This is a genomic window from Pseudomonas sp. S06B 330 (assembly GCF_002845275.2).
In the GTDB taxonomy this organism is placed as follows: domain Bacteria; phylum Pseudomonadota; class Gammaproteobacteria; order Pseudomonadales; family Pseudomonadaceae; genus Aquipseudomonas.
The window spans coordinates 3,387,101-3,411,301 of the sequence record NZ_CP088149.1; the positions used below are offsets into that span (position 1 = coordinate 3,387,101).

Genomic DNA, 24,201 nt, shown 5'->3' on the forward strand with positions numbered 1-24,201 from the left:
GCCAGCGCGGCGCGCTTTTACCCTTGATGTGCTTGCCATCCACGGATCACCTATGAAAACAATACGAAACTTCCTGCCCGAGAGCTGGAGTCTGGTGTTCTCCGCTGCAGGTTCGGCCTATGGTGTCGGCTTGCTCGGCCTCTGGGCCTTGCCCTTCCTGATCAGCGCCATCATCCACGACCTGCACCTTAACGAAGCCCAGGCCGGCCTGCTGATGTCGGCGGAATTCGGCTTCACCATGCTCGCCTCGCTGCTGATCGCCCCCTTCATGGGCCGCGCACCGCGTCGCACGCTGGCCCTGATCGGTACACTGCTGGCCATCGTCGCCAACCTTGCCAGCGCCAACATTGAAAATATCTATGCCCTGGCGGCGGTGCGCTGCCTCGCCGGCCTCGGCGCAGGCCTGGCCCTGGCCTGCGGCAACGCGGCGGTCGCCAGCGCCAAACACCCGGACCGCATTGCCGGGCACATGAACGTGCTGTCGGTGTTGCTGATGATTGTGGTGATGCTCGGTTATGCCAAAGTCATGGCCCTGTATGGCCTTCCGGGTCTGTACTACGCCATGGCAGCGACCATGGCAGTGATGCTCCTGACCATCCCGGCCATGGCCCAGCGCGCACCGGTCGCCGAACCTTCGCCGCTGCTGCATGGTGCCAGCAAAGGCGGCGGCAACATTCTCCTGAGCCTGCCAGCCATCTGCATGATGCTGGCAATGTTCGTGTTCCAGGCTCGCGACACCATGGGTTGGGCCTTCGTCGAGCGCATCGGCACCATGGTCGGTTACAGCGGCGACGAACTGGGCGTACTGCTGTCGTTCCAGTCGGTGGTCGGCCTGATCGGCCCGTTGATTGCCGCAATGGTCGGCAAGCGCTTTGGCATGAGCACCCCGGTCATCCTGGCAATTCTGCTGACCGGCGGCACCAGCCTGAGCTACGTGCTTGGCGAGCACTCCAAGACCCTCTACACCGCCGGCGTGATGACCATCTGCGTCACCTACTTCTACGCCCTGAGCTACCTCACCGGTCTGGCCGCCGCACTGGATCGTGAAGGTCGGGTAGTCGCTGCGGCCAGCAGCTTCCTGAGTCTGGGCCTGGCGGTCGGCCCGGCCATTTCTGGTGGCCTGATCTCCCTCGGTGGTTTCACCCTGGCCGCGTGGGGCATTGGTGTGACCGTGGTGCTGACCTTGCTGCTGGTGATTGTGCCGCTGGCCAGCATTCGTCGCGAGCATGCCCCACTGACCCCAGTGTTGGCGCTCTAGCAGTACTGCTGGGGGCTAAACGAAGGCTCCCGTGCGCACCTCGCCGCTGCGCACGGTGCCGCTGCTCATTCAGCGCGGCCCGAACACCATTAACAACGACTGCGGCGCGGTGCTTTGCGGGTGCTGCGGCTCTTGCAGCACAAGCAATCGAAAACCGGCCATGTCCAGCGCATTGAACCAACTGGACAAGGTGCGCATATACCACGGCATCGGTTGCCACTGCCCTTGGAATTCGGCAAAGGTCTCTTGCCGCCAACCATCCTGATAATGACCCGACGCCGCCGTCCACGGATGCAGCGTCTGGATCACCAGCGCACCGCCAGGGCCGAGCAGTGCGTGCAGCGCGCAGAGCAGCGGGATGATGTCCTGGTGCAACAGCGCGAAGTTGGCGCAGATCAGGTCGTAGTTGTTGCCAATGTCCACCGTTGCCTCTGCCAACGCTTGATAGCTGGCCAAGTGCACCCGGGAAGTACTTGCTGCCCGAGCTGCCTCGACCAATGTCGGATCGCCATCGACGCCGACGGCCGTGATCCCGCGCTCAGCCAGCGCCCGCAACAACCACCCTTCCCCGCAACCAAGATCCAGCACACGTTCAGGTTGACGGCCGAGCACCGCCAGCAGGATTGCCTGGTCAGTGACTTGTTGGCGACTTGCAATACTGCCGCTACGGATCGCCGCTATCCATGAGTGGGCATTATCGTGCCAGCTTTGCAGCACATCAGCTTCGGGGGTGAGCATGGTGATTTCCGGGGTTGGAGCCTGGTGGGAAGGATAGGACAAATCCTGAAGTCGCAGTTTGCGGCGTCTGAACTTGCGCGTTCAAGATCAAGAGCCGTACAGAGCGAGGTGTGCACTGCTCTTGTGGGAGCTGGTCTTGCCAGCGATGCAGACACCGCGCAGCAACTGACACCGCGTCGATACCATCGCCGGCAAGACCGGCTCCCACAATGGGCCGGCAGCGTCGCCACATCGACTGGATAAGTTCGCGTTCTAAACACCCAACACCAGCACCAAAAAGACCTTCCAACAGATAACAAGCTGCTACTTTCCAACGTACCCATCGTCACTGCTCTGAGGAGACCCGGAATGAAATCATTCACCGGCGGTTGCCTATGCGGCAACGTACGTCTTGTCGCCACAGGACACCCCTACCGGGTTGGCCTTTGTCATTGCCTGGACTGTCGCAAGCATCATGGCGCGCTGTTCAATGCCTCTGCAATATTCCCTGAGGATGCGGTGACGATCACTGGCGAAACCCGCGACTACGGCGGGCGCTTCTTCTGCCCACACTGCGGCTCGTCGGTTTTCGCCCGCAGCGCTGACGAGGTCGAAGTAAACCTCGGATCGCTGGATGCGCCCAACCAATTGATACCCACCTATGAAAGCTGGACCGTGCGACGTGAGTCCTGGTTGCCAGCGTTTGCGCTGACAAGACGATACCAACACGACCGCAACCCCACGAACCGTCTTGAGCAATAGCGCGGTTATGAAGCACGCCAGCTCAAGGCGAACAACGTTTGTGCAGGCACTTCAAACCGGATGCGACCGTTGCGGCAATCAATCGCAGCATCGCGACTTCGGCTGTCGGGGCCGAACAACGTGAGTGACGGGCAGGCAGTGCCGGCGCCTTGCAAACTGACCTGCTGTAAACGCTCGCCCTTGTTCACCCCTAACACACTGCGTTGCTGGTCGCGGGCCATGGCCAGCGCATCGACTTCGAAAGCGCTGTTGTCCAGGCGCTGAACCTGATCAAGCCAATGCGCCTGCATGAACTGTTGCGCCAGGCCCACCGGCTTCAACTCGAAGCGATTGGGCCCCGGTAACCGGATCATGCCTTTGAGGTGATCAGGATCATCAGCGGCCTGGAACCAGTTGATCATATCGAGCAGCCCATCCTGCGCGGAGTTGATCGCAACCGATGCCCACCACAGGGCAGCGAAATGCGTCTCCTGCTCGTAGGGGCTGACGCTGCCACCGCTGGAGATGTTGGTCTGGTCCAGTAACAGCGCCTTGCGCGGTCTGCCGTTCGCTTGCAAGCCGACCACCTCGGCCGCCCGGCGCACATTGTCCCGGTAGACGCGGGTCGCCAGCAGGTCACGGATCATCCATTCGTGCCAGGCCAACGCATCGATCTGCGGCGCCGATTCAGCCAGCATGCGTCGGGCCCAATTGATCCCGCGGCGCTGGTCACCCTGAGGAATGAATGGCCCGTTGACCAGCCTTGAACTCGCCGGCATGGCGATCCGCACACCGGCTTCTCGGGCTCCCGGATAGGCGCGTACCTGGCGGTCCATGGCATCGAAGAAACGCTTGTAGGTGGCGTAGTCGCGGTAGTTGTAATTGGGTTCGTCAGCAAACGACAGGTAGTGAATGCCCTTGCCGCCCAAGGCCACGGTTGCCGCCAGCCACGCGTCAAGGCCGGCGATACTCTGAGCGTTTTCTTCCAGGTCGGCCTTGCGCTTGGAGGCACCGAGCAACGTGATGTTCATGTCAATGGCGGCGCGGTCCTGGTAGAAGCGCCGGAAGGCATCTTCGTAGTGGGGCCGCCCTGCCATGATGTCGACGTTGCTGTAGAAGCCGGCGGCACGCGGCTTGAGGGCATCGAGGGCGGCATGGCTACCCGCCGGCGGCAGGAGGTACGGCATGGCAATGCCCAAACGCGGGGTCGGGCCAAGCACGTCGGCATACACGTTGAGTTCGGTCCGGCCGCTGTCTTGGCGCAAGGGCTGCAAATGCTGCGCTCGTTGGGCGAATAGATTAGCGGTGCCGTCGAGCCAGAACGCCGCCTTGCCACTGCCTTGCAGGTGCAGGCGCCAGGTTTGGTCCGTGCCGGCAACCGGCAGAGCCACCTGATCAAACAGCGGGTATTGCCGGTGAGGCTTGAGCCTCAGCGCGACCTGGGTGCCATCACTCAAACGCTCAGCCTGCAACGCCTTGATGCCGCCGAAATACTTGCCCGCCAGCATCGCCTGCTCACCGGCGCGTACCTTGAAGTAAAGCTCGGCATCGTTGCCGAGCTCGACGCTGAAATGCACCTTGGTCGGGGCAAACAGAGCGACCGTGTTGTCATCGTGTTCGAATCGATATCGCCTGAAACTGTAGCCTGGTACTTCCATACGGTAACTGGCAGCGCTGGCAGGCAAGGCCCAGGTTTGTTGGCCGCGGCCTTCAGTGGCAGGGATAAAGCGCTCGCCACGCAATTGACCCTGACCGTCGAGCAAGTAGATACGCTCCTCATTGGCACTGGTTTGCCAAGCCGGAACCCAACTGACGCGCAGCGTGTCATTGCGACTTGGCTGCAGGTACAAGCTGCCGTCACGAATGGCAGCCCAGCGCATCGGCGCGGCCTGGGCCAGGGTGCTGAACACAAGTGTCATGAGTAAAAGCGTTCGTTTCATACGTTCCTTTGCCTCGGTATCCAGTGCAACGACGCCAGGCGCGTGCTGCTTCAGATTCAAGACAGCTGTAAACACAGTGAGAAAACTACAACGGGTATAGATCAAGTAGTGGCACATTGCGCCAATACACCGTCATCGCCGATGGAATAGACACTGACCAGGCGATGGACGGTATATAACCATTTCGACTTATTACAGAAGTTGCGTGACGCGGCGCTGCTAACCAGGTTTTTTGATTTGTGCCGCTACATTTATATGCAAACGCTTGACGGAATTACGGCGCCAATATTGTGCTCATTGCGCACTCGGCAACTTACTTGCTCTTTGAAAAGGTGATGCTAATGTGACATCGACCTAGCCGTTCGCTGACAAGGACAGAGGCCTGGAAATGAGCGCAGAGAAGCGGTTTCATTCGCTGGACAGTTTCCGCGGCCTGTTTGCTGTGGCGGTGGTGCTCTATCACTTGCGCGTCAGTGGCAGTTTTACCGAATGGGCATTCTTCCGTCATTCTGAAGTGTTTGTTGCCTTCTTCTTTGTTCTCAGCGGTTTTGTTCTAACCCACGCCTATGGCAATAAAGCCCACTTGAATTTTCGCAAGTTCTTCATCTCGCGGACGTTCCGTTTATTACCGTTGCACCTGTTCATGCTTGGCGTCTTCATACTCTTGGAGTGCGGCAGGTACATTGCCTACCACAAAGGCATGGCGTTCAATAACGCCCCCTTCAGCGAAAAGTTCGCCCCTGGCGAAATCCTGCCGAATGCGCTGCTGCTGCAATCCTGGACCCATTTAACCAACCCGCTGTCATTCAACTATCCGTCCTGGAGCATCAGCATTGAGTACTACACCTACATGCTGTTCGCCTTGATCTTGAGTATTGCCGGCGGCGTCCGGCAATGGCTATGGGCAGTGATCGTTCTGGCAACACTGACGCTGATTTATACCGGCAACACATTCTTCACCGTCGAATCCATCCGTGGCCTGGCCTATTTCTTTACCGGCTGCCTGACTTACATGCTTTACCTCAAGCTTGCCCAGCCCGGGCAAGCGACGTTCTGGCTAATGACACTGCTTGAGGTTGCCGCGGTCGCTGCGGCGCTGCTGTTCGTGGTCAACGACTTTGCCACCAAGGCCCTGGTGGCCAGCCCGTTGTTCAGCGTCATCATCCTCATATTCGCCTTTGATAGCGGAGCGCTGTCGCGCGTGCTGGCGGGGCAACCTTTCAGCTTTCTGGGCAAGCTGTCCTACTCCATCTACCTGACCCACGCCGCGATTCTTTTTTGCGTGGTGTCTGTGTTCATGGTGGCAAAAAAGTTCCTTGGCATCGATGTCGCGCCAATGATCGACGGCACTCGCTACCTGGACACCGGTAATCCCCTGTTCAACAACCTGGTGGCCCTACTGGTGGTGGCTATGGTGGTGCTGGTGTCGATGTTCACCTACCGCTATGTGGAAATGACCGGCCAGGCCGTTGGCCGGGCGCTCGCCAACAAATCCGCGGACAAACGCCCCGTGCTCGAGTCCTAACCCCACGCTAAAAAGGATTTCGCCATGAATCCCGCCCGCCAGGCTGCAGACGACAAGCTGGACAGCGTTCAAATGCTGCGTGCAATTGCCGCCCTGGCAGTGGTGTTCTTTCATATTCCGTTGTTTCGCAACGGCGACTGGGGCGTGGACATTTTTTTCGTCATCAGCGGTTTCATCATGGCCTTGGTTACCGCTCAGTCAGGCAGCTACTTTTTCAGCAAACGGCTCATTCGCGTGGTGCCGCTGTATTGGCTCGGAACCCTGGGTGTGTTCGGTGTCGCGCTGGTATTGCCAAGCCTGTTGGACAACACCACGGCGGACGTGACGGGCCTGGTCAAATCGCTGTTGTTTATCCCTTACCAGAAAGGCGAACATGTCCAGCCGCTGCTGTACCTGGGCTGGACCCTGAACTTTGAGATGTTCTTTTACGCCGTCTTCGCCCTCTCCATGGCCATCAGCCACCGTTACCGTCTGCTGATCTGCTCGCTGGTCTTACTGACGCTGGTTGGTCTAGGTCACCTGGTGACCTTCGAGGCGCTACTGGCCAGGTTCTACACGCAACAGATTCTCGCCGAGTTCGTCCTTGGCATGGGCTGCTACGCCGTCTATGCCCGCACCGCAGCGTGGCGTAGTGCCGGGCCTAGCCACGGCGCACGCACGGCACTGATTGTGGTTGGCCTCGTGGCGCTGGCGTATATGCCGTTTGGCGGTGAACTGACAGCATCACTGGGGCGCGCGCTGGGCTGGGGCCTACCGGCGACCGTGGTGTTCCTGGCGCTGGTGCATGGCTTGGCGGGGCTGCGCTTGCCCGCGTTGCTGGTGTTGATTGGCGATGCCAGTTACTCCCTGTATCTGTTTCACCCCTATGTGCTGAAAGTGTTCAATAAGGTCTTCCACGTCTTCGATACCCCAGGTGTCCTCGCTTACGTAATGACGCCGGTGAGCATTGCCTTGTGCTGCCTCGTTGCCATCGGCATTTATCGCCTGGTGGAGTTGCCTGTGACTCGATGGCTACGCGTTGTTTTCATTGACCGGCGCAAACGCGCTAAAGGCCCCCTGGTCATACCCGCAGCAAGCAGCGAGTAATAGCCCCACTCTTGCCGGGCGATAGCTACAATCTTTTGTACGAAGCCTACGCAGCAGGCAGATGGTGTGAGCAACGCCCTGCACGGCTGAGGTCCAGATCATGAACGCACGCCCGCGTTGCACTGCCTACCATGAAGCAGGGCATGTTTTGGCCTTCTGGTGGAACGGCCAGCGCATCAAGCGGGTGACCGTGCGTACCCGCGCCGAAGCCCTGCTCGGGCCGATGATTGATCTGCGCGGCAACCTGCAACAGGTCAAAGGCCTGGTCGAAGCGCAATACCTGGTGCCATTCCCCGCCTTCGAGCCTCCCGGCATTGCTGAATACTTGCCCTCTATGATCGATTCCATTGAACGCGACCTCGTGCATTGCTTTTCCGGGCCCGTGGCCGAGGCGATCTACCGGCACAGCCCGTCCGACCGCTGCATTTCCCGCAGCGGAGCCGGTGACCGCCTGCGGGGCATGGAGTTGATCAACTTGCTGCCGGCACGCCAGGTACTCGATGCCGAGGCCCGTGCCATTGCCCGCTCAGGCTGCCTGGTGCGCCGCTACTGGCCGGCGCTTTGCGCTGTTGCCCAACGCCTGGTGGACCAAGGCACGGTGAATGGCGAAGAACTCAGCGCCCTGTTGTGTCAGCTCACGGGCGAGACACCGACACGCTATGCCAATGCCCTGACCAGCCTGGATCATGCCGCCACCCGATTACGGCCGCTCTCCTTGGCATGATAGAGCTGCTGGTCGGCGCGCTTGAGCACCGACTCGGCTGTCGGCGTTTCGATGCTGCGTGAGGCAACCCCAATGGAGATGGTCAGCGTGCCGACCTGCGGGACCGGGGTCGTGGCAATGGTGTGGCGGATTCGCTCGGCAATCTCCCGCGCCACCTCGAGATTTGCTTCCGGCAAAATCAGGACGAACTCCTCACCACCGGCCCGACAGGCCAGGTCTTGCTCTCTGGAGTTTGCGGCAATGATCGCCGCCACTTGCTTGAGGGCATCATCGCCGACATCGTGGCCAAACGTGTCGTTAACCCGCTTGAAATGGTCGATATCCAACGCCAGCACCGCGTAAGGCCGCTGCGTCTGGGTGAGCGTCTCCAGGGCTGCGCTCATCGCACGGCGATTGGCCAGGCCCGTCAACGGGTCGCTCTGAGCCTGATGACTGAGGCTGCCGAGCTTTTGCTGCAACAGTTGCACGCCTGACAGCAAAGCTCGGCGGATGGCTGCCGCTTCTGCGTACCAGGCATTGATGGCATTGAGCTGCTCGGTGGCCTGCGGCGCTGCCAACTGTTCGGCGCTGTCTGCCAGTTGCCGTAACGGCCGGGTAATCAGCAGGGTCGCGACCAGGATCACCACCAGCCCCACCAAGCCCGCCGGAATGAGCTTGATGAGCATCTCACGCATCAATTGCCCAAGCGGCGCCAATGCTTGTTCACGCGGCTGTTGCGCCACCACAGCCCAATGGGCCTCCGGCACCTGGGCGTAACCGGCCAACATCGCAATGCCCAGGTAATTGACGGTCTCCATCGCCCCCTGCTCACCGCGCAGGGCAGCATCGACCGTGGCGCTGGTGCTTAGCACTTCGCCAATGCGCTGGTGATCGGAATGATGCAGCAGGCGCCGATTATCATCAGCGATAAAGGCAAAGGTGCCGTCGCGGTGATAGTGGTTGCTGATCAAGGTGTGCAAGGTGCCTTCCTTGCGAATGTGAATCGCCGCGCCGATGACACCGAGGAACTGCCCCGATGGGCTGAACACCGGTTGTGAGATGAATACGATCAGGTTACCCAGGACATTGACGTAGGCATGACTGACCAGTGGGCGGCGCGCGTGCAATGCGTGCTGGACTTCATCAGTGGTCAACGTCGCGTCAACCATCTGCGCCTGGTCTGGATAGATTTGCAGGACCTTGCCGGCAGCATCCAGGATCAGTACCGCGTTGAAGGCATTGTCCTCGGCCTGCAGGCGCGTGACTTCTTCCTTGAGTAATTGCTGGTCGTTGAAGTGCCGACCGACTCTCTGACTGCTGAAATGCAGGCGATTGTGTGCGGACGTGATGAACTGGCCGATACTGGAGGCGACTTTGGAGGTGTAGGCTTGATTGGCTTGCAATGCCGAATGAACCAGGGCATCACGTTGCACGCCATAGGCCACCCACAAGCTGTTGCAAAGCGTTGCCATGACGGCCAGAAGGACAAGGATCAAAATAAGGCCACGCAGGCCTACTGACACCGAATGGAATTTGATCATGGCCCCTGCCGTTTGCTTTATTCCCTGCAACACATAGTAGTGCGCTGGGCCGACCGAGGTGCGAAGATTGCGCCTGCTGCGCAGTCGATCGCAGCCTCGCGGCAGCGGCTACAGATTCCTGTCGGCGCCAGCGGCGCCTATCTACACGATTTCAGCAGCAGACGCCCGTACACCTTCAGCGACATCCACCCAGTGTGCATTGACCAACGCCGCCATCCGCTCAGGTTCGATGCACACCGCCGAGTTCGGCGCACCGGCGGCCGGGTAGACGCTGGCGAAATCCTTCAACGAAACATCGCAAAACACCTGCAGCGGCCGAACCAGGCCAAAGGGGCAGACACCTCCGACCGGATGACCGGTCTGCTCTTCAACCTGCGAGGCATCCAACATCCGCGCTTTAACCCCAAAGTGCTGTTTGAACTTGCGGTTGTCCAGGCGCGCGTCACCGCGGGCGACCAGCAAGATCACATCGTCCCCCACCCGCAGCGACAAGGTCTTGGCAATCTGCCCCGGTTCAACCCCCAACACCTCGGCGGCCAAGGCTACGGTGGCCGTACTGGTCTCGAGTTCCAACACCGGAATATCCGTGGCGTGCTGGGCGAAAAAGGCTTTGACTGACGCTAAGCTCATGCTCAATTGGCTCCTGGGATCGAGGCATTACGGGTTGCCGTTGTGCGCCAATGGAACATGACCGCGTCAGCCTTGGCAAGCCTGCAGGCGGCTGTTCAATGCACCGCGCGGGTGACCAGGTAACTGAGCAGCTCGGGTTCGTCATCCAGTTCAAGGGTGCGTACCGGCCGTGGCAGGTTGTCCAGCACCGCACGCCAGAAGGCCTGGGCGGTTTCGTCCTGGTCATAGAAACGCACCAGCCAGTCGCTCTCCCCGCTCGTCAGCACCTGGCTGACCACGGCGCGACCGATGCCTTTACGCCGGTAACGCTTGAGGATGAACAGGTCCGCCAGCTCCAGGGCATTGAGTGCGGGCAACTCACTGCGCTCGACCAACAGGAAACCGGCAATGAAGCCATCCACCAGGATCAGGTTGGCGCTCCACTGTGGCTCCTGCCAGTAGCGCGCCAGGTGTTCCTCGTGGATGTAGAAACGACCATCCACTTCAACATCCTCCTGCTCCCAATCCGACGACTCGTAGGCATAGAACTGGTACAGGTTGCGAATCAGCTCGGCTTGTTCCGCACCGGTTTGCAGCAGTTCGACGGTAAAAGGGATCGCAGGCATGAAGTTCTCGGTCAATAAACAGATAGCGCGTTTTTCGCGGGCGCTATTGTTTACAAAACGGCTGACCAATACCAGCAGCACAAGGCAAGCCGATGACTGACAGCGAACCCGCATGTGACCCGGCGCCCCTGTCGCGACCCGCCGTGGTGGCCTACGCCTTCGGCCTGCACGTGGCGCTGCTGATCTTTGTGCCGACGGGCTGCAAGCCCGGGTGGATCTTCCAGGCGGTGCTGGTGCTGGCCCGCGTCAACCCGGAGATCTACCAGGCACGCAGCCGTTTCACGCCCGATCGCAGCCTCGCGGCAGCGGCTCAAAGCGCCCAACAAGGCAGTGTTCACACCCGCGCCAGCGCCTGGGCCAGGTCCGCGCGCAGGTCTTCGACGTCTTCCACCCCCACCGACAAGCGTACCAGCCCGTCGCCGATCCCCAACAGCGCGCGGGTTTCGGCCGGGATGCTGGCATGGGTCATGATCGCCGGATGCTCGATCAGGCTTTCCACACCGCCCAGGCTCTCGGCCAGGGCAAAAATGCCCACGCCCTCCAGAAAGCGTTTGGCACCGGCCAGGTCGCTGTTGAGGTCCATCGAAATCATCCCGCCAAAACCCCGCATCTGCCGCCGGGCCAGGCCGTGCTGGGGGTGCGAGACCAAGCCCGGGTAGTAAACCCGTGCGACCTGCGGCTGGCGTTCCAGCCAATGCGCCAGTTCCAGGGCGTTGCTGCAGTGGCGCTCCATGCGCAGGGCCAGGGTTTTCACCCCGCGCAGGGTCAGAAAGGCATCGAACGGCCCGGCGATCGCCCCCACCGCGTTCTGTAAAAAGCCCAGGCGTTCGGCCAATTCCGGGTTCTGCCCGACCACGGCAATCCCGCCGATCACGTCGGAGTGGCCGTTGAGGTACTTGGTCGTCGAGTGCACGACGATGTCGAAGCCCAGCTCCAGCGGGCGCTGCACCCAAGGGCTGGCAAAGGTGTTATCGGCAACACACAGAATCCCGCGCTGGCGACACCGCTCGGCGACCGCGACCAGATCAGTGAGGCTGAGCAAAGGATTGCTCGGCGTCTCCACCCAGACCATACGGGTGTCGTCTTGCAGCGCCGCTTCAAACGCCTGCAGGTCGCTGAGGTCGACAAAGCTGAAACGGTGACCGGCGCTGCGCCGGCGAACCCGTTCAAAAAGGCGGAAGGTGCCGCCGTACAAGTCGTTGCCGGAGACAATATGAGCACCGGCATCCAGCAGTTCGAGGACGTTGGCAATGGTTGCGAGCCCCGAGGCAAAGGCGAACGCCTGGGTACCGCCCTCAAGGTCCGCGACACAACGCTCCAACGCCCAGCGCGTAGGGTTGTGCGAACGGCCGTAATCCAGGCCCTTGTGCACGCCAGGGCTCTGCTGGGCATAGGTGGAATTGGCATAGATCGGCGGCATCAAGGCCCCGGTGGACGGGTCGGGGCTTTGTCCGGCATGGATTACGCGGGTGGCGAAGCCGCGGGGCGCGTTGGTTTCATCGTGCTGGCTCATGGCAAGGACCTGCGCAGGTGGTTGAGCATGTCGACACGGGTAATCAGGCCATAGAAGCCCGAGGCATCGGCAATGATCGCCACCAGCCCACGGTCGAGTTCCGCTTGCAGTGTAGTCAGGCTGGCACTGGGCGGCAGGGTTTGCAGCTTGTCAGTCATGGCGCTGGCCACCGGCAGGCTAAAGTGCGTAGGGTCGGCGTGCATGCCGACAAGAATGTCGGATTCGTCGATAACCCCGACCAGCCGCTGCCCACCCTCAAGCACCGGCAATTGCGAGACATCGGCCAGACGCATGCGCTGGAAGGCGGTGAGCAAGGTGTCGCCAGGCCCGACGCTGATCACCCGGCCGTCTTCGAAACGCCGGGCGATAAGGTCGCGTAAATCACCGTAGTGCTTGAACTGCAGCAAGCCCTGGTCGGTCATCCACTGGTCGTTGTAGACCTTCGACAGGTAACGGGTACCCGTATCGCAGACAAAACTGACCACCCGTTTTGGTGCGGTCTGCTCACGGCAATAGCGTAACGCGGCGGCCAGCAGGGTACCGGTCGAGGAGCCGCCGAGAATCCCTTCGGCGCGCAGCAACTGGCGGGCGTGGTCGAAACTCTCTTCATCGCTGATCGAATAGGCCTGACGCACACTGGAAAGGTCGGCAATCGATGGAATGAAATCCTCTCCGATGCCCTCCACCGCCCAGGCGCCGGGTGTACCTAGGGCGCCGCTGCGGCTGTACTCGGCCACCACCGAGCCGAGCGGATCGGCCAGAATCATGGCCAGGTCCGGTTGCACCCGGCGAAAGAAGCGGGTCAGCCCGGTGAGGGTACCGGCCGAACCAACACCGACAACAATGGCATCGACGTCATGGTGCATTTGCGCCCAGATTTCCGGGGCCGTGCTGCATTCATGCGCCAGAGGATTGGCCGGATTGTTGAACTGATCGGCGAAGAACGCCTCGGGGATTTCGCGACTCAGGCGCGCGGCCACGTCCTGGTAGTACTCCGGGTGACCCTTGCCGACATCGGAGCGGGTGATGTGCACCTCAGCGCCCATCGCTTTGAGGTGCAGAACCTTCTCGGTGGACATTTTGTCCGGCACGACCAGCACCACCCGATAGCCCTTGGCCCGACCGACCAAGGCCAGGCCAAGACCGGTATTGCCCGCCGTGGCTTCGACGATGGTACCGCCGGGGCGCAGGCGCCCATCGCGCTCGGCCGCGTCAATCATGGCCAAGCCGATGCGGTCTTTGATCGAACCGCCGGGGTTCTGCGATTCGAGCTTGAGAAAGAGCGTACAAGGACCGGTATCGAAACGGCTGACACGCACCAAGGGTGTATTGCCGATCAGTTCGAGCACGGCTGGGCGGGAATCATTGGGCATAGCGTCACCTCGCAGCGGCAATGTGCGCTGGGTCGGCAACGACCGCTACCCGATCGGCGTTACCTCCCAGGCAAGGCCTCGTGTGGACCATAGGCCCGCTTGGCGCCCGCCGCAACCGTTCGCGGCTGATCGGTAGTGCCTGGTCGGTCAGTGCGCAGACGCAAGGCAAATGCCAGCGGTTGCAGGTCGAAACAGCGCGGGCAAATGCAGCGGCAAAAAAACATCCACTGCTGGCCCCCTGCCCTCTACCCGAAAGGCAAACTTGCTTTCCTTTCAATAACTTAGGTTTGGCACCATGCGGGCTTATGGATTGACCCTTGCAACGATTTTTCTCGCCACCCTGTCACTCGGCGTACAGGCCAAAACACTGGGGCAGAATGATCGCTATGTGTGTAGTTGGGGCTCGGATATCGCCGCTGGCGCACAACAGTCCAAGCTGTCGGGCGTGACCTTGTACTCGGCACGCAAACGGCTGCAGGTACGCAAATTCCCCAAACCGTGGATGCGCATGACCGCCATGGGTATCACCGAGCAGACCTACAACAGCCAGTCGCGCCTCAAACCTGCAGCCATCAAACAGACCTATTTCGAGCAATGCGCCCAGCATGCGCTCGCACGCCGCTGACAGCGTGGCCGAGGTACGCTGTCAGCGGCGTGCGAGCCTGCCCGCCAGCAGCATGTGCATGTGCAGTCCAAGGCGTGCTGGTGGGAAATCAACGATGCCTGGCCGCAGCATTGCACGTAAAGCATCCCTACAGCGTCATTGGACAAGCCCACAAAGCCCACCATACTCACTGGTCACTGCATGCAAGCACGCACGCAGCGCACCCAGGCTTATCTGCAAAATAAGGAGTTCCCATGGCAGGATGGTTCGAGTTGAACACAAGCAGTGACGGTCAGTACCGCTTTGTCCTCAAGGCAGGCAATGGCGAAACGATTCTTACGAGTGAGCTGTACAAGGCCAAGGCCTCTGCCGAAAGCGGCATTGCTTCAGTCCAGGCCAACAGCGGTAGTGATGAGCGCTACGAGAAGAAAGAGGCCAGCAACGGCAAATTACATTTCAACCTCAAGGCCGCCAACCACCAGATCATTGGCAGCAGCCAGATGTATGCCACGGCACAATCGCGTGATGCCGGCATTGCCTCGGTGAAAACCAATGGCAGCAGCAAGACCATCAAAGACCTTACTTAAACGCACTGTGCTCCTGTGAATACCCGTGCGCGTGTTCACAGGAGGCTCCTCAGGCGCCAGTAACTTCCAGCACCAAGCGCCCGCCACAAGGGCATTCGTCCATATAACGATGAGCTTCGACCACACGCTCGAAGGGATAGACCTTAATGATCTGCGGGGTCAGCAGCTTGTCAGCCGTAAACTGGTTGATATCACGCAGCGCCCGGTGCAAGGCGACCTGGTCCTGAGTAATCCCCAGCTCCGGCTTGCCGGTGAAATTACCGATGCAGTGGACAAAGAACTGAATGTTCTTCTGAAACGCCGCACAGGCCGGGAATGGCGTCTGATTACCGCCTTGCAAGCCATACAGCACCAAGCTGCCACGCGGCGCCAGAACATCACCGAGCAACGACATCTGCGGACCGCCCAAGCCATCCAGGACCATGTCGACGCCACGGTTGTCGGTGTACTTGTTGATCTGCATGAGCAAGTCTTGCTCTTCGGTGACGATCACCTTGTCGGCACCGAGCTTGATCAGGTTGTCGCGCTCAGCGGCGTCCTTGGTGGCGGCAAAGACCTTCAACCCCAGGGCCTTGCCCATCTGCACGAAGGCCGGGCCCGCACAATGACTGGCATCGGTGACCAACGCAGTTTGCCCAGCCTTGGCCCGGGCCAGATCGACATAGGCGAAATAGGCCATCAGCAGCGGCGTGTAATGGACGCTGGCCTCAATCGGCGACAGAATCTGCGGATAACGGGTTAAGGCTGTGCGCGGCAGCACAATCACCTCGCCATAGACCGGGTGCTCATTGGCGCTGCTGGCCGGAAAGCTGGCCACCTTGTCGCCGACAGCGAGGTCATCGACGCCCTCGCCCACGGCCATCACCACACCCGCCATCTCGTGTCCGATGCCTGCTGGCAGGCGTGCCTGGGACGGCGCCAGGTTCTGCCGCCAGAGCACGTCGTACCAACTGATACCGATCGCCTCAACGCGAATCTGCACCTCGCCGGCAGCCGGCTGCGGCGCGGTCTGCTCTTCGATCTTGAGCACCTCGGCCGGGCCGAATTTATGGAATCGGATCATGCGGGACATCGCAAACCTCGCCTTGTGAACCTCTAATACCCTGAACTCTATCCGGGCTTTTACGGTTAGACCATCAGTGGCCATTAATAGTCAACATGCCTGTCATTGATTGATGGTAATGGCACCCGCATCAAATTATGCGGTGCAGGGTAACAGCCTTTACCCGTAAGATTCACCCCTGCCCCAACCGTCCAGTGAAGCCGAGCCGATGAACCGTAACGACTTGCGCCGCGTCGACCTGAACCTGCTGATCGTCTTCGAGACCCTGATGCACGAGCGTAGTGTAACTCGCGCTGCCGAAAAGCTGTTCCTTGGCCAGCCGGCCATCAGTGCCGCGCTGTCGCGCTTGCGTACCTTGTTCGATGATCCCTTGTTTGTGCGTACCGGGCGCAGCATGGAGCCGTCCGCGCGAGCGGTTGAAATCTTCGCCCTGCTTTCGCCCGCCCTGGACTCGATTTCCACCGCGGTCAGCCGCGCTGCCGACTTCGACCCGGCGACCAGCACGGCTGTGTTTCGTATCGGCCTGTCGGACGACGCCGAGTTCGCCCTGCTGCCGCAATTGCTCAAACGGGTGCGCGCCGAAGCGCCGGGCATCGTCTTGGTGGTACGTCGGGTCAACTACCTGTTGATGCCGGCCTTGCTGGCCAGCGGCGAAATCTCGGTCGGGGTCAGCTGGACCAACGACCTGCCGGCCAACGCCAAGCGCAAAGTGCTGCGCCGTAGCAAACCCAAGGTGCTGCGTGCCGACAGCATGCCCGGCAGCCTGAGCCTGGACGACTTCTGCGCCCGCCCCCATGCGCTGGTGTCGTTTGCCGGCGACCTGGGCGGTTTTATGGACGAGATCCTGGAAAAGCTCGGACGCAAGCGCCATGTAGTCCTGGCGGTGCCGCAGTTCAACGGCCTGGGGAGCCTGCTCAGTGGCACCGACATTATCGCCACCGTGCCCGACTACACCGCCGAGGCACTGACTGCTGCAGGCGGCCTGCGCGCCGAAGACCCACCGCTTGAGGTGCGCAGTTTTGAGCTGCACATGGCGTGGCGCGGGTCTCAGGATAATGATCCGGGGGAGCGTTGGTTGCGTTCGAGAATTCAGATGTTTTTTGGGGATCCGGACAGTCTGTGAGCTATCTCGACAACATGTAACGGAACGGCATTGTTAGGGTTTTGATCAAACACTGGAGCGCTATAACCATGAATGACATCAGCATTGATCGATATACGCCCGGCGACGAGAACGATGTAATGGCTTTGATCGTGCCGATCCAACGTGAGGAGTTCGGAATTGAGATTTCAGCTGAAGATCAGCCAGACCTAATGCAAATCCAGTCGTTCTACCAGACCGGTGCCGGTGACTTTTGGTTAGCCCGCAGACAGGGTGCCGTGATCGGAACGATTGGTCTGAAGGACATTGGCAATGGCGAAGTCGCTTTACGCAAGATGTTCGTTGCAGCGCCTTGGCGAGGGCGAGAATTTGGTGTGGCCAAGCAGATGCTTGAACGCCTGATTGACGCCTCGAAAGAGCGTGGCGTAATACGAATTTATTTAGGTACCACGGAGAAGTTTTTAGCTGCCCATCGCTTCTATGAAAAGCACGGCTTCGAGCGGATAGAACTACAGGATCTGCCAGCCAGTTTTCCTTTGATGGTGGTCGATACGCGGTTTTACCTGCTTACCCTCCTCCCATAGCCTTCAACCCCTGCCCCTTGAATCCCATTCCCAACCCCGCTACCCTCCCCACTGTCGCTGTAAATCCAGCGACCAGGTTTGGTCACCTGCCGAAATCAAGGCGCACAAGCGCCCCATCCGATTCAGCCGGCGCTTTTTTTGCGTCTGTTGTTTTCGTGTTATGGCGGCTGTGCGTGGGGCGCATTCGTGCGCGCCGGGTTCCTTGATTCCCGGTTGACCAACCTGCGTACAGTCGCCACCCATCGTTTGGTCACGGTCTGTGGCGGCTCCACTAATCAAGGAGCAACACAATGACAAAACCCGTTCCTGACCCTCCCCTCGTCACCAAAACCAGCACCACCTTCGGCTCCTGCGATGGCAGCCACGACCCGCTATTCGCCGTACGCCCCGGCGTGTCCGCCGAAGACGCTCTGGTCCACGCCACCATCCTGCTCAAAAGTGCTTACCGGACCAACGCTCACGCCTGTGACATGGTCGATGCCGAAGTGCGCGAATTACTCTGGGCGACTGAACAATCGCTGGAAATGAGCCTCGCGCTGGTGGAGGCGTTGCTGGATGAGGTTGAGGCGCGTGCTGAGACGGCAGCGGTGCTGAAACGTACTGTGCAAGCGAGGCAAGCGCCTGTGGCGTGAGTTGTTTAGCTGGTTAAGGCCGCAGATGCGGCCATCCGGTGAGTTGGGTCATCGCGGAGCAAGTCGAAACGTCGCACCGCCGCTCCCATCGGCTGCTTTCGAGCTGGCGCTTTTGCGGGCTATTCACCAGGTTGAGCAGCAAATGCTGTGCGAAGGTCTGCTATGACCTGTTCAACTGATTGGCCCTGGATTTGCGGTGGATCCGGGCGTTCGCAAAACTCTCGCCACACGAACAGTGTCAGCTCTGCGCCATCCGTCAAAGGTTCATCGCTGTCTATCGAGCCGAAGGTCTGCAGTGCTCTGTATCTCTCATCCTCCCAGAACAACGCATCTACCCACGGGTAGACAGGAATGAAATGAAAGTGGATGGAGTGGCCGGGGTCGTGGCCAAAGCGGCCTATGTACAGCCGTTTGGGTTGCAGTAAGTCTTCGATGATTTTTTGCGTTTGTGCCAGCAATACGCCCAGTTCTGCCTGTGCCTCGATCGGTAGCGTGGACAGCGAGTTTGTCTGCGCCTTTGCACTCAACATCACGTACCCGGGCAGCGTGCTGTTTATACGATGATTGAGCACCCAATGCCGGGTTTGGTGAATGATGAAGCTAGGGGGTATGTCCATATACGGGAGCCTTCAGTGAAGTCTGCAGCAGCGTATCAAAGTGGAAAGGGAACTGCCCCTCGCCATGGGCAGCAACCGGTGATTTCAGCGGTTTGACAGAGGTCGCAATCAATCCCGAGCAATCTTGTTATTTGCCAAAGCTTCGGGCAGGGTCCATACCACTGACATCTCTGCCAAAGGAGTCACCCATGTCCAAGCTCTATCCCAGTATCGATCCTGAGGGGCTGGTCGAGTACTCGGTGGTCTACACCGACCGCTCGCTCAACCACATGTCGCAGGCATTTCAAGGTGTGATGAAGAACATTTCCAGCACCCTGAAACAGGTCTACAACGCTCAGGCTGTTGCAGTGGTGCCGGGTAGCGGCACATTCGGCATGGAAGCGGTGGCGCGACAGTTTGCCACCGACCAGCGATGCCTGGTGATACGCAACGGCTGGTTCAGTTATCGCTGGAGCCAGATCCTTGAGATGGGCAACATCCCGGCGGCTACCACGGTGCTGAAAGCCCGACCGGTTGAGACGGGTCGCCAGGCGGCCTACACCCCGCCTCCTCTGGACGAGGTGCTGGCAGCCATTGAGGCGCACAAGCCGCAGATTGTCTTCGCCCCCCATGTTGAAACCTCATCAGGGATTATCCTGCCCGACGACTACCTGCGGGCGGTCGGCGACGCCGTGCATGCGGTGGGTGGCTTGTTCGTGCTGGACTGCATCGCCTCAGGCACGCTGTGGGTTGATATGCACACATGCGCCGTCGACCTGCTGATCAGCGCACCGCAGAAAGGCTGGAGCGCCTCCCCTTGCTGCGCCCTGGTGATGTTCAGTGCTTTGGCTCTCGAGCGCATCGAGAAGACGCAGAGCAGCAGCTTCGCCTGCGACCTGAAAAAGTGGCTGCAGATCATGCAGGCCTACGAACAGGGCGGACATGCCTACCATGCAACCATGCCCAGCGATGCCCTGGCGCGATTCAACGAAGTGATGAAAGAGACGCAAGCCTACGGTTTCGACAAGGTCCGCGGCGAGCAACAGGTGCTGGGCGATCGGGTGCGCGCCATGTTGACCGGCAAAGGCATAAAAAGCGTGGCCGCAGCCGGCTTTCAGGCCCCTGGTGTAGTGGTGAGTTACACCGATGATGCCGACATCAAGAGCGGCAAGAAATTTGCCGAGCACGGCCTGCAGATCGCCGCCGGGGTGCCGTTGCAATGCGACGAGCCGGCCGACTTCCAGACCTTCCGCATCGGTCTGTTTGGGCTCGAAAAGCTGCGTAATATCGAGCGCACGGTCAGCACCCTTGAGCAGGCACTGGACGAGGTGATGGTGAGCTAATCGAGCACTCCGGCGACTACAGCAAGGCCTTTCGTGCACCTGAGGCAGATAATGTTTAATCAGCGTGCACGCACGCTCCTGGGCCTTGCCTGCGCTGGCTTCAGTTTGATGAACAGCGCAGGCATTTGAGCCCGGTCAGGCGGCGCCTTTAGCCTGCTGTTCCAGGTGCACCTGCAATGTCGGATCGATTTGCAGTGCGCCGGCCAGTTCGTCAAGGTAGGCCCGCTCTGCGTCCTGCTGGTCATCCACCAACATCACGCTGGCCAGGTACATTTCCGCGGCCATGGCCGGGTCCTGGGCCGACTGAGCCACCTCGGCAGCATCGAGTGGTTTGCTGACTTCCTCATCCAGCCATTGCTGCAGTTGCGGGTCGCTGGTTTGACGTTTGATTTCAGCGTAGATCAACTGTTCTTCTTGCTTGTCGATGCGACCGTCAGCCTTGGCTGCCGCGATCAGCGCGCTCAAGATTGCATGGCTGTGATCCTCGGCCTCGGGGCCGGACAATTGATCGACAGTACGCACCGCCTGTTGCGGGGCTGCCGCTTGACTGCGCTGCCAGCTTTGATAGGCCTGGAACGCCATCATGCCCAACGACGCCAGGGCCGCGTAGTTGGTGCCACCCGTGGGGCGCCCCTGGGTAGTGCCGCCAGTGCTGCTGCCACCGCTGCCACCCAACAGGCCGCCCAGTAAACCACCAAGGCCATCACCGCCACCTGTCGCACTGCCGCCGCCAAGCAGACCGCCCAGCAAGCCACCCAAACCGCCCAGACCGTCTTGCGATGGCATGCCGCCGCTTCCTTGTTGCGCACGCGAGCCCTGCCCGGCCCGAAGTAACTGTTCGAGTAAATCACTAGTGTTCATGGCACCGCCCTCGGTCGGTAGTCGTCGCCCAGACAAGCAACGATAGCCCCCTCAAGGCGATCTGCCATGACCGTCTGGCCGACGGGAAACCCAGGGCTTACCGAGCAGACAGGTTTATGTGAGCATATCCGCCCTGCCATGCCCCCTGCCCCATGAGAGGCTGTATGTCGATATTCAACAAAAGAACCCTGACGTTGACCCTGGCCGTCGTCGGCCTGTTGGGTCTGTCAAATCTGCATGCCGCCAGCAAATCCACCACCAAGCCGAAACCGGAAGTAAACGTCGCGGTGCTCGGCGGCAAGTTCAGCTTCAACCTGCCGGCAGGCTTCATCGCCAGCCCTCTGAGCGCCGATGAACAGAGCAGCGAAGGCGCCGGCGCCGTGGGTACCTTGTATGCCGATGCACAGGAAAAGCGCGTGGTCATGGTGATCGAGAAACCGCTCCCCGAAGCGTCTCGCCCCGGCGACAACGACGATGCCTTCCTCGACGGCGCCGTCAGTGGTTTCGTCGACCGCCAGAGCGCCGAGCTGCCGGACTTTCGACAAACTGGCGAATCGCGCCTTAACCGCAACGGCCTGGGTGTGCGACAAGTCGACAGTACGGCTACTCTGGGCGGCGGTAAAACGTTGAACAGCACCTTTATCGCAGGCTCCGGCGATCGCATGGCAGTCATCCAGGTCATTTCCCGCGGCGACGACGCCAGCGGTCATGCTGCGCTGGTTAAGCGAATCGCGGGTGAATCCTCGAAGCCGTAGGGGCGTGCATGCTATTTACCGCAGACTTGGGGGGATTCCGAAGTCTGCTCCGGCGCATTGCTTCCTTGGACTGCTGCATCAAAGGCTCGCCAGCGGTGACACTTTCGGCCACGCCCTTGCTGTTTGTCTCTGGCAACCCAGTCAAGCCGCTCTGATTCACTTCTTGGAGTCTACGCTTGCCCTATCACCAGATGGCAGGAGGCATCATGAGCAACTTCCCTATCGTTGCGACTGTACTTTCGATGATACTAGGGCTGTCTGTTACCCGCCTCCTTCTTGGTGCGTTGACAGTATTTCGCATCCGTCGCACCGCTAAGCCAGATTGGGTTGCTCTTGTCTGGGCAGCAATACTTTTTTCGATACAGCTGGACTTCTGGTGGGCTGTCAACGAACTGCCTGAGGTTAAGGAGTCATACTCCTTCTCAGAATTTTTATTGCTCGTTCTATTGGCGCTATCGCTTTTTGTCTCTTCCGCCCTCTTGCTACCAAACCGGAGTGAAGACGAGCAAAGTGGTCTTCGAATTTACTTCGAGCAGGATGGCCGATACGCACTACTCTCCCTGTCAACTTATCTTTCACTAGGTTTCTTCGTAAACATCCTTTTATTTCAATCACCCCCAATAGCGCTGTGGGCTGCGATCGACGTTGCCATGATCGTCCTTCCTATCTGCGCATTTGCTGTCAAATCAAGAAAGCTATACTCATCTATAACTATAATTTATGTTCCGCTAATTATATTTGACTTATCGATAACATTAACGAGTTAATTAAAACTGCAATGGACAGGTTCGCATGCTCGACTCCCTGTTATCGATATAACCCAGCACAGGCCAAATACTGAACGAGCTGACTGTGGATCAGCCAGACAGCGCTACGATCATCCTGCCACCCCAATGCGCCGATGGAGCGGTTATTTCGCAGTCTAAAAACGGAATGGGTGCCGACCGTAGGCTACATGAGCGCATCGCTGGCACAGCAGGATATTGGCCGGTTCTTGATGCAGCGCTACAACTGGCAGCGACCGCATCAGTTCAACAGCGGGCTGGCGCCCGCTGTTGCTGAGGAAAAACTTAACGCAGTGTCCGGGATTAGTTGACCACTACAAATCAACCACGACGCCGTTTGCGTACTGCGCTTCAGTCTGATTGAACATACTGCGCGGATGCTGATGCGGCTCTTCTTGCACAACGAATGCTGGCCGCGCAGTTTTCCGACACTCTCATCATGTAGGCCTCAAGCAACCTGCAACGGGGCACGCCTTGCCAGATAAGGCATGAGGCTGATTAACCCAAGCACCGCGAGAAGCACGCCGCCCCATAGCGGCGACCTCAAGCCAAAACCCGCACCGATCCCCAAGCCGCCAAGCCAGGTTCCCATTCCCAAGCCGATGTTGATGACGGAGGTATGCACCGTGTTGACCAGCGGCCCAGGCTGGGCAGCTTTCATCACGCGCGCGACCATCGCGGGGTTCATCGTGACGCCGACCAGGCCAACCGCCAGGAGCATCGCGACGCTGACGGCAGGGACGTGTGCAAACAGCGCAAAAGTAGCCAATGTAATGGTCAGCAATGACAGCCCCCATGCCATGACTGCAAAGGTGTACTTGTCCGCGTAACGTCCCACTAGGACATTGCCCACGATGTTGGCAACGCCGTAGCTCCCCAGCAGCCAGGGGATGGATGCGGTGGAAAAGCCAGCTACCTCCGTGAGAATCGGCGTGAAATAACTGAACGCCGCGAAAGTCGCACCAATGATCAGTGCGCTGGTGGCGTACGCGGCCCAAAGATGCCGGTTTCTGAACTCACGCAGTTGCGCCCTGAGACCGACAGGGGTGGACGGTTGCGAGCGCGGCACGCTGACGTAGATTACCAACGCGCAAAGAACAGTAAGGATGACCACCAGCCAGAAACTGGCACGCCAACCCATATGCTGGTCGATCAAGGTGGCCATCGGTACGCCAAGTGCTGCCGCCAGCATCAACCCGCCCAAAACAATGGACGCGGCTCGTCCGCGCATTTCGGTGCCCACCATGTCGGCACAGATGGCCAAGGCTGCCCCGAAGCAAGCGGATGCCGCAACACCTGTTATGACCCGTGCCACGGCCATGACCGCATAGCTGTCGGTCGATGCAGCGACCGATTGTGCCACTGCATACAGACCCAGCAGCCACAGCAGTGCCGACTTGTTCGGCGTACCCAGCCGCAGCAAGCCAGCCGTCAGCAGCGGACCTCCCAGCACCATCCCCAAGGCGTACAAAGCAATCAGGTCGCCGATCTGCGTCACTGAGGTATCGAAGGCCATAGTCAGCGACGGCATCATACCGGCCACCATGAACTCGGATGTCGTCAGCGAAAATATAGTCAGTCCGAGGATGTAGATAGCAAGTGGCATGAAAAAATCCAATTCTGTAATGGTCGTTAAAGAATCAATCAAAATAAAAGG

Annotated in this window: 24 protein-coding genes and 1 pseudogene; 14 read left to right on the top strand and 11 right to left on the bottom strand. The window is 59.7% G+C overall.

Going from position 1 to position 24,201, the window contains the following annotated elements:
• Positions 1–52 precede the first annotated feature (52 nt).
• Complete coding sequence (locus tag CX511_RS15010) at positions 53–1,258, top strand: MFS transporter (protein WP_045182949.1); 1,206 nt, start codon at positions 53–55, stop codon at positions 1,256–1,258.
• A gap of 69 nt (positions 1,259–1,327) precedes the next feature.
• Here the strand turns inward: CX511_RS15010 and CX511_RS15015 are convergent, their stop codons facing one another.
• Positions 1,328–1,996, bottom strand: a complete 669-nt coding sequence (locus tag CX511_RS15015; RefSeq protein WP_101293479.1) for a class I SAM-dependent methyltransferase — start codon at positions 1,994–1,996, stop codon at positions 1,328–1,330.
• Positions 1,997–2,344: 348 nt separating this feature from the next.
• Here CX511_RS15015 and CX511_RS15020 point away from each other — a divergent pair, with 348 nt between their 5' ends.
• Positions 2,345–2,737 (top strand): GFA family protein, encoded by a 393-nt coding sequence (locus CX511_RS15020; protein WP_101293480.1) that lies wholly within the window; start codon positions 2,345–2,347, stop codon positions 2,735–2,737.
• Positions 2,738–2,742: 5 nt separating this feature from the next.
• Here the strand turns inward: CX511_RS15020 and CX511_RS15025 are convergent, their stop codons facing one another.
• Positions 2,743–4,656 (bottom strand): hypothetical protein, encoded by a 1,914-nt coding sequence (locus CX511_RS15025; RefSeq protein WP_101293481.1) that lies wholly within the window; start codon positions 4,654–4,656, stop codon positions 2,743–2,745.
• A gap of 388 nt (positions 4,657–5,044) precedes the next feature.
• Here CX511_RS15025 and CX511_RS15030 point away from each other — a divergent pair, with 388 nt between their 5' ends.
• The 3 genes from CX511_RS15030 (at position 5,045) to CX511_RS15040 (ending at position 7,991) form a co-directional block, all read left to right on the top strand.
• Positions 5,045–6,181: an acyltransferase family protein gene (locus CX511_RS15030; protein ID WP_045182956.1), complete on the top strand. Its 1,137-nt coding sequence runs from the start codon at positions 5,045–5,047 to the stop codon at positions 6,179–6,181.
• Positions 6,182–6,205: 24 nt separating this feature from the next.
• Positions 6,206–7,267 (top strand): acyltransferase family protein, encoded by a 1,062-nt coding sequence (locus tag CX511_RS15035; protein ID WP_101293482.1) that lies wholly within the window; start codon positions 6,206–6,208, stop codon positions 7,265–7,267.
• Positions 7,268–7,367: 100 nt separating this feature from the next.
• Entirely contained in the window at positions 7,368–7,991 is a 624-nt protein-coding gene (locus CX511_RS15040; RefSeq protein ID WP_045182960.1) for a hypothetical protein, read from the top strand.
• Here CX511_RS15040 and CX511_RS15045 read toward each other — a convergent pair.
• The 5 genes from CX511_RS15045 to CX511_RS15065 form a co-directional block, all read right to left on the bottom strand.
• Complete coding sequence (locus CX511_RS15045; RefSeq protein WP_101293483.1) at positions 7,952–9,511, bottom strand: sensor domain-containing diguanylate cyclase; 1,560 nt, start codon at positions 9,509–9,511, stop codon at positions 7,952–7,954. The two genes, CX511_RS15040 and CX511_RS15045, sit on opposite strands and share 40 nt — an antisense overlap.
• A gap of 141 nt (positions 9,512–9,652) precedes the next feature.
• Complete coding sequence (locus tag CX511_RS15050; RefSeq protein WP_101293484.1) at positions 9,653–10,141, bottom strand: YbaK/EbsC family protein; 489 nt, start codon at positions 10,139–10,141, stop codon at positions 9,653–9,655.
• Between the two features lie 95 nt (positions 10,142–10,236).
• Positions 10,237–10,860, bottom strand: coding sequence for a GNAT family N-acetyltransferase (locus tag CX511_RS15055; RefSeq protein ID WP_082071303.1), 624 nt, complete (start codon positions 10,858–10,860; stop codon positions 10,237–10,239).
• 220 nt (positions 10,861–11,080) lie between these two features.
• Complete coding sequence (locus CX511_RS15060; protein ID WP_045182965.1) at positions 11,081–12,259, bottom strand: trans-sulfuration enzyme family protein; 1,179 nt, start codon at positions 12,257–12,259, stop codon at positions 11,081–11,083.
• Positions 12,256–13,632, bottom strand: a complete 1,377-nt coding sequence (locus CX511_RS15065; protein WP_101293485.1) for a pyridoxal-phosphate dependent enzyme — start codon at positions 13,630–13,632, stop codon at positions 12,256–12,258. The genes CX511_RS15060 and CX511_RS15065 overlap by 4 nt, the downstream gene beginning before the upstream one ends.
• A 295-nt stretch (positions 13,633–13,927) precedes the next feature.
• Here CX511_RS15065 and CX511_RS15070 point away from each other — a divergent pair, with 295 nt between their 5' ends.
• Both CX511_RS15070 and CX511_RS15075 read left to right on the top strand, forming a co-directional pair.
• Positions 13,928–14,257 (top strand): hypothetical protein, encoded by a 330-nt coding sequence (locus CX511_RS15070; protein WP_045182969.1) that lies wholly within the window; start codon positions 13,928–13,930, stop codon positions 14,255–14,257.
• A 233-nt stretch (positions 14,258–14,490) separates the two neighbouring features.
• Complete coding sequence (locus CX511_RS15075) at positions 14,491–14,823, top strand: YegP family protein (RefSeq protein WP_101293486.1); 333 nt, start codon at positions 14,491–14,493, stop codon at positions 14,821–14,823.
• Positions 14,824–14,872: 49 nt separating this feature from the next.
• Here the strand turns inward: CX511_RS15075 and CX511_RS15080 are convergent, their stop codons facing one another.
• On the bottom strand, positions 14,873–15,895 hold the full coding sequence (locus CX511_RS15080; protein ID WP_045182972.1) for a zinc-dependent alcohol dehydrogenase family protein: 1,023 nt from the start codon (positions 15,893–15,895) through the stop codon (positions 14,873–14,875).
• A 199-nt stretch (positions 15,896–16,094) separates the two neighbouring features.
• Between CX511_RS15080 and CX511_RS15085 the strand changes: the two genes are divergently transcribed.
• The 3 genes from CX511_RS15085 (at position 16,095) to CX511_RS15095 (ending at position 18,204) form a co-directional block, all read left to right on the top strand.
• Complete coding sequence (locus CX511_RS15085) at positions 16,095–17,009, top strand: LysR family transcriptional regulator (RefSeq protein WP_101293487.1); 915 nt, start codon at positions 16,095–16,097, stop codon at positions 17,007–17,009.
• Between the two features lie 68 nt (positions 17,010–17,077).
• Complete coding sequence (locus CX511_RS15090) at positions 17,078–17,572, top strand: GNAT family N-acetyltransferase (protein WP_305778007.1); 495 nt, start codon at positions 17,078–17,080, stop codon at positions 17,570–17,572.
• Positions 17,573–17,862: 290 nt separating this feature from the next.
• Positions 17,863–18,204, top strand: coding sequence for a DUF6124 family protein (locus CX511_RS15095; RefSeq protein ID WP_052675494.1), 342 nt, complete (start codon positions 17,863–17,865; stop codon positions 18,202–18,204).
• 119 nt (positions 18,205–18,323) lie between these two features.
• Here CX511_RS15095 and CX511_RS15100 read toward each other — a convergent pair whose 3' ends face one another.
• Positions 18,324–18,821 (bottom strand): HIT family protein, encoded by a 498-nt coding sequence (locus tag CX511_RS15100; RefSeq protein ID WP_101293488.1) that lies wholly within the window; start codon positions 18,819–18,821, stop codon positions 18,324–18,326.
• A gap of 188 nt (positions 18,822–19,009) precedes the next feature.
• Between CX511_RS15100 and CX511_RS15105 the strand changes: the two genes are divergently transcribed.
• Positions 19,010–20,143 carry a pyridoxal-phosphate-dependent aminotransferase family protein gene (locus CX511_RS15105; RefSeq protein WP_101293489.1) on the top strand — a complete coding sequence of 378 codons (1,134 nt, stop codon included), beginning with the start codon at positions 19,010–19,012 and terminating at the stop codon, positions 20,141–20,143.
• A gap of 135 nt (positions 20,144–20,278) precedes the next feature.
• On the opposite strand, the gene CX511_RS15110 is transcribed toward CX511_RS15105, so the two are convergent.
• On the bottom strand, positions 20,279–21,004 hold the full coding sequence (locus CX511_RS15110; RefSeq protein ID WP_045182987.1) for a tellurite resistance TerB family protein: 726 nt from the start codon (positions 21,002–21,004) through the stop codon (positions 20,279–20,281).
• A 164-nt stretch (positions 21,005–21,168) separates the two neighbouring features.
• Here CX511_RS15110 and CX511_RS15115 point away from each other — a divergent pair, with 164 nt between their 5' ends.
• The 3 genes and pseudogenes from CX511_RS15115 to CX511_RS15125 form a co-directional block, all read left to right on the top strand.
• A complete protein-coding gene (locus tag CX511_RS15115; protein WP_101293490.1) occupies positions 21,169–21,759 on the top strand; it encodes a DcrB/PsbP domain-containing protein in 591 nt (196 codons plus the stop codon).
• Positions 21,760–21,965: 206 nt separating this feature from the next.
• On the top strand, positions 21,966–22,526 hold the full coding sequence (locus tag CX511_RS15120) for a hypothetical protein (RefSeq protein WP_101293491.1): 561 nt from the start codon (positions 21,966–21,968) through the stop codon (positions 22,524–22,526).
• A gap of 107 nt (positions 22,527–22,633) precedes the next feature.
• Positions 22,634–22,855: pseudogene (locus CX511_RS15125) on the top strand (integrase core domain-containing protein); the annotation flags it as partial.
• 137 nt (positions 22,856–22,992) lie between these two features.
• Here the strand turns inward: CX511_RS15125 and CX511_RS15130 are convergent.
• Positions 22,993–24,150 carry an MFS transporter gene (locus CX511_RS15130; RefSeq protein WP_101293493.1) on the bottom strand — a complete coding sequence of 386 codons (1,158 nt, stop codon included), beginning with the start codon at positions 24,148–24,150 and terminating at the stop codon, positions 22,993–22,995.
• Positions 24,151–24,201 lie beyond the last annotated feature (51 nt).

What these genes read in the sequence shown, in the direction of transcription:
- CX511_RS15010 (WP_045182949.1), top strand. Translation starts at nt 53, where the DNA reads ATGAAAACAATACGAAACTTCCTGCCCGAGAGCTGGAGTCTGGTGTTC.
- CX511_RS15015 (WP_101293479.1), bottom strand. Translation starts at nt 1,996, where the DNA reads ATGCTCACCCCCGAAGCTGATGTGCTGCAAAGCTGGCACGATAATGCC.
- CX511_RS15020 (WP_101293480.1), top strand. Translation starts at nt 2,345, where the DNA reads ATGAAATCATTCACCGGCGGTTGCCTATGCGGCAACGTACGTCTTGTC.
- CX511_RS15025 (WP_101293481.1), bottom strand. Translation starts at nt 4,656, where the DNA reads ATGAAACGAACGCTTTTACTCATGACACTTGTGTTCAGCACCCTGGCC.
- CX511_RS15030 (WP_045182956.1), top strand. Translation starts at nt 5,045, where the DNA reads ATGAGCGCAGAGAAGCGGTTTCATTCGCTGGACAGTTTCCGCGGCCTG.
- CX511_RS15035 (WP_101293482.1), top strand. Translation starts at nt 6,206, where the DNA reads ATGAATCCCGCCCGCCAGGCTGCAGACGACAAGCTGGACAGCGTTCAA.
- CX511_RS15040 (WP_045182960.1), top strand. Translation starts at nt 7,368, where the DNA reads ATGAACGCACGCCCGCGTTGCACTGCCTACCATGAAGCAGGGCATGTT.
- CX511_RS15045 (WP_101293483.1), bottom strand. Translation starts at nt 9,511, where the DNA reads ATGATCAAATTCCATTCGGTGTCAGTAGGCCTGCGTGGCCTTATTTTG.
- CX511_RS15050 (WP_101293484.1), bottom strand. Translation starts at nt 10,141, where the DNA reads ATGAGCTTAGCGTCAGTCAAAGCCTTTTTCGCCCAGCACGCCACGGAT.
- CX511_RS15055 (WP_082071303.1), bottom strand. Translation starts at nt 10,860, where the DNA reads ATGCGGGTTCGCTGTCAGTCATCGGCTTGCCTTGTGCTGCTGGTATTG.
- CX511_RS15060 (WP_045182965.1), bottom strand. Translation starts at nt 12,259, where the DNA reads ATGAGCCAGCACGATGAAACCAACGCGCCCCGCGGCTTCGCCACCCGC.
- CX511_RS15065 (WP_101293485.1), bottom strand. Translation starts at nt 13,632, where the DNA reads ATGCCCAATGATTCCCGCCCAGCCGTGCTCGAACTGATCGGCAATACA.
- CX511_RS15070 (WP_045182969.1), top strand. Translation starts at nt 13,928, where the DNA reads ATGCGGGCTTATGGATTGACCCTTGCAACGATTTTTCTCGCCACCCTG.
- CX511_RS15075 (WP_101293486.1), top strand. Translation starts at nt 14,491, where the DNA reads ATGGCAGGATGGTTCGAGTTGAACACAAGCAGTGACGGTCAGTACCGC.
- CX511_RS15080 (WP_045182972.1), bottom strand. Translation starts at nt 15,895, where the DNA reads ATGTCCCGCATGATCCGATTCCATAAATTCGGCCCGGCCGAGGTGCTC.
- CX511_RS15085 (WP_101293487.1), top strand. Translation starts at nt 16,095, where the DNA reads ATGAACCGTAACGACTTGCGCCGCGTCGACCTGAACCTGCTGATCGTC.
- CX511_RS15090 (WP_305778007.1), top strand. Translation starts at nt 17,078, where the DNA reads ATGAATGACATCAGCATTGATCGATATACGCCCGGCGACGAGAACGAT.
- CX511_RS15095 (WP_052675494.1), top strand. Translation starts at nt 17,863, where the DNA reads ATGACAAAACCCGTTCCTGACCCTCCCCTCGTCACCAAAACCAGCACC.
- CX511_RS15100 (WP_101293488.1), bottom strand. Translation starts at nt 18,821, where the DNA reads ATGGACATACCCCCTAGCTTCATCATTCACCAAACCCGGCATTGGGTG.
- CX511_RS15105 (WP_101293489.1), top strand. Translation starts at nt 19,010, where the DNA reads ATGTCCAAGCTCTATCCCAGTATCGATCCTGAGGGGCTGGTCGAGTAC.
- CX511_RS15110 (WP_045182987.1), bottom strand. Translation starts at nt 21,004, where the DNA reads ATGAACACTAGTGATTTACTCGAACAGTTACTTCGGGCCGGGCAGGGC.
- CX511_RS15115 (WP_101293490.1), top strand. Translation starts at nt 21,169, where the DNA reads ATGTCGATATTCAACAAAAGAACCCTGACGTTGACCCTGGCCGTCGTC.
- CX511_RS15120 (WP_101293491.1), top strand. Translation starts at nt 21,966, where the DNA reads ATGAGCAACTTCCCTATCGTTGCGACTGTACTTTCGATGATACTAGGG.
- CX511_RS15130 (WP_101293493.1), bottom strand. Translation starts at nt 24,150, where the DNA reads ATGCCACTTGCTATCTACATCCTCGGACTGACTATATTTTCGCTGACG.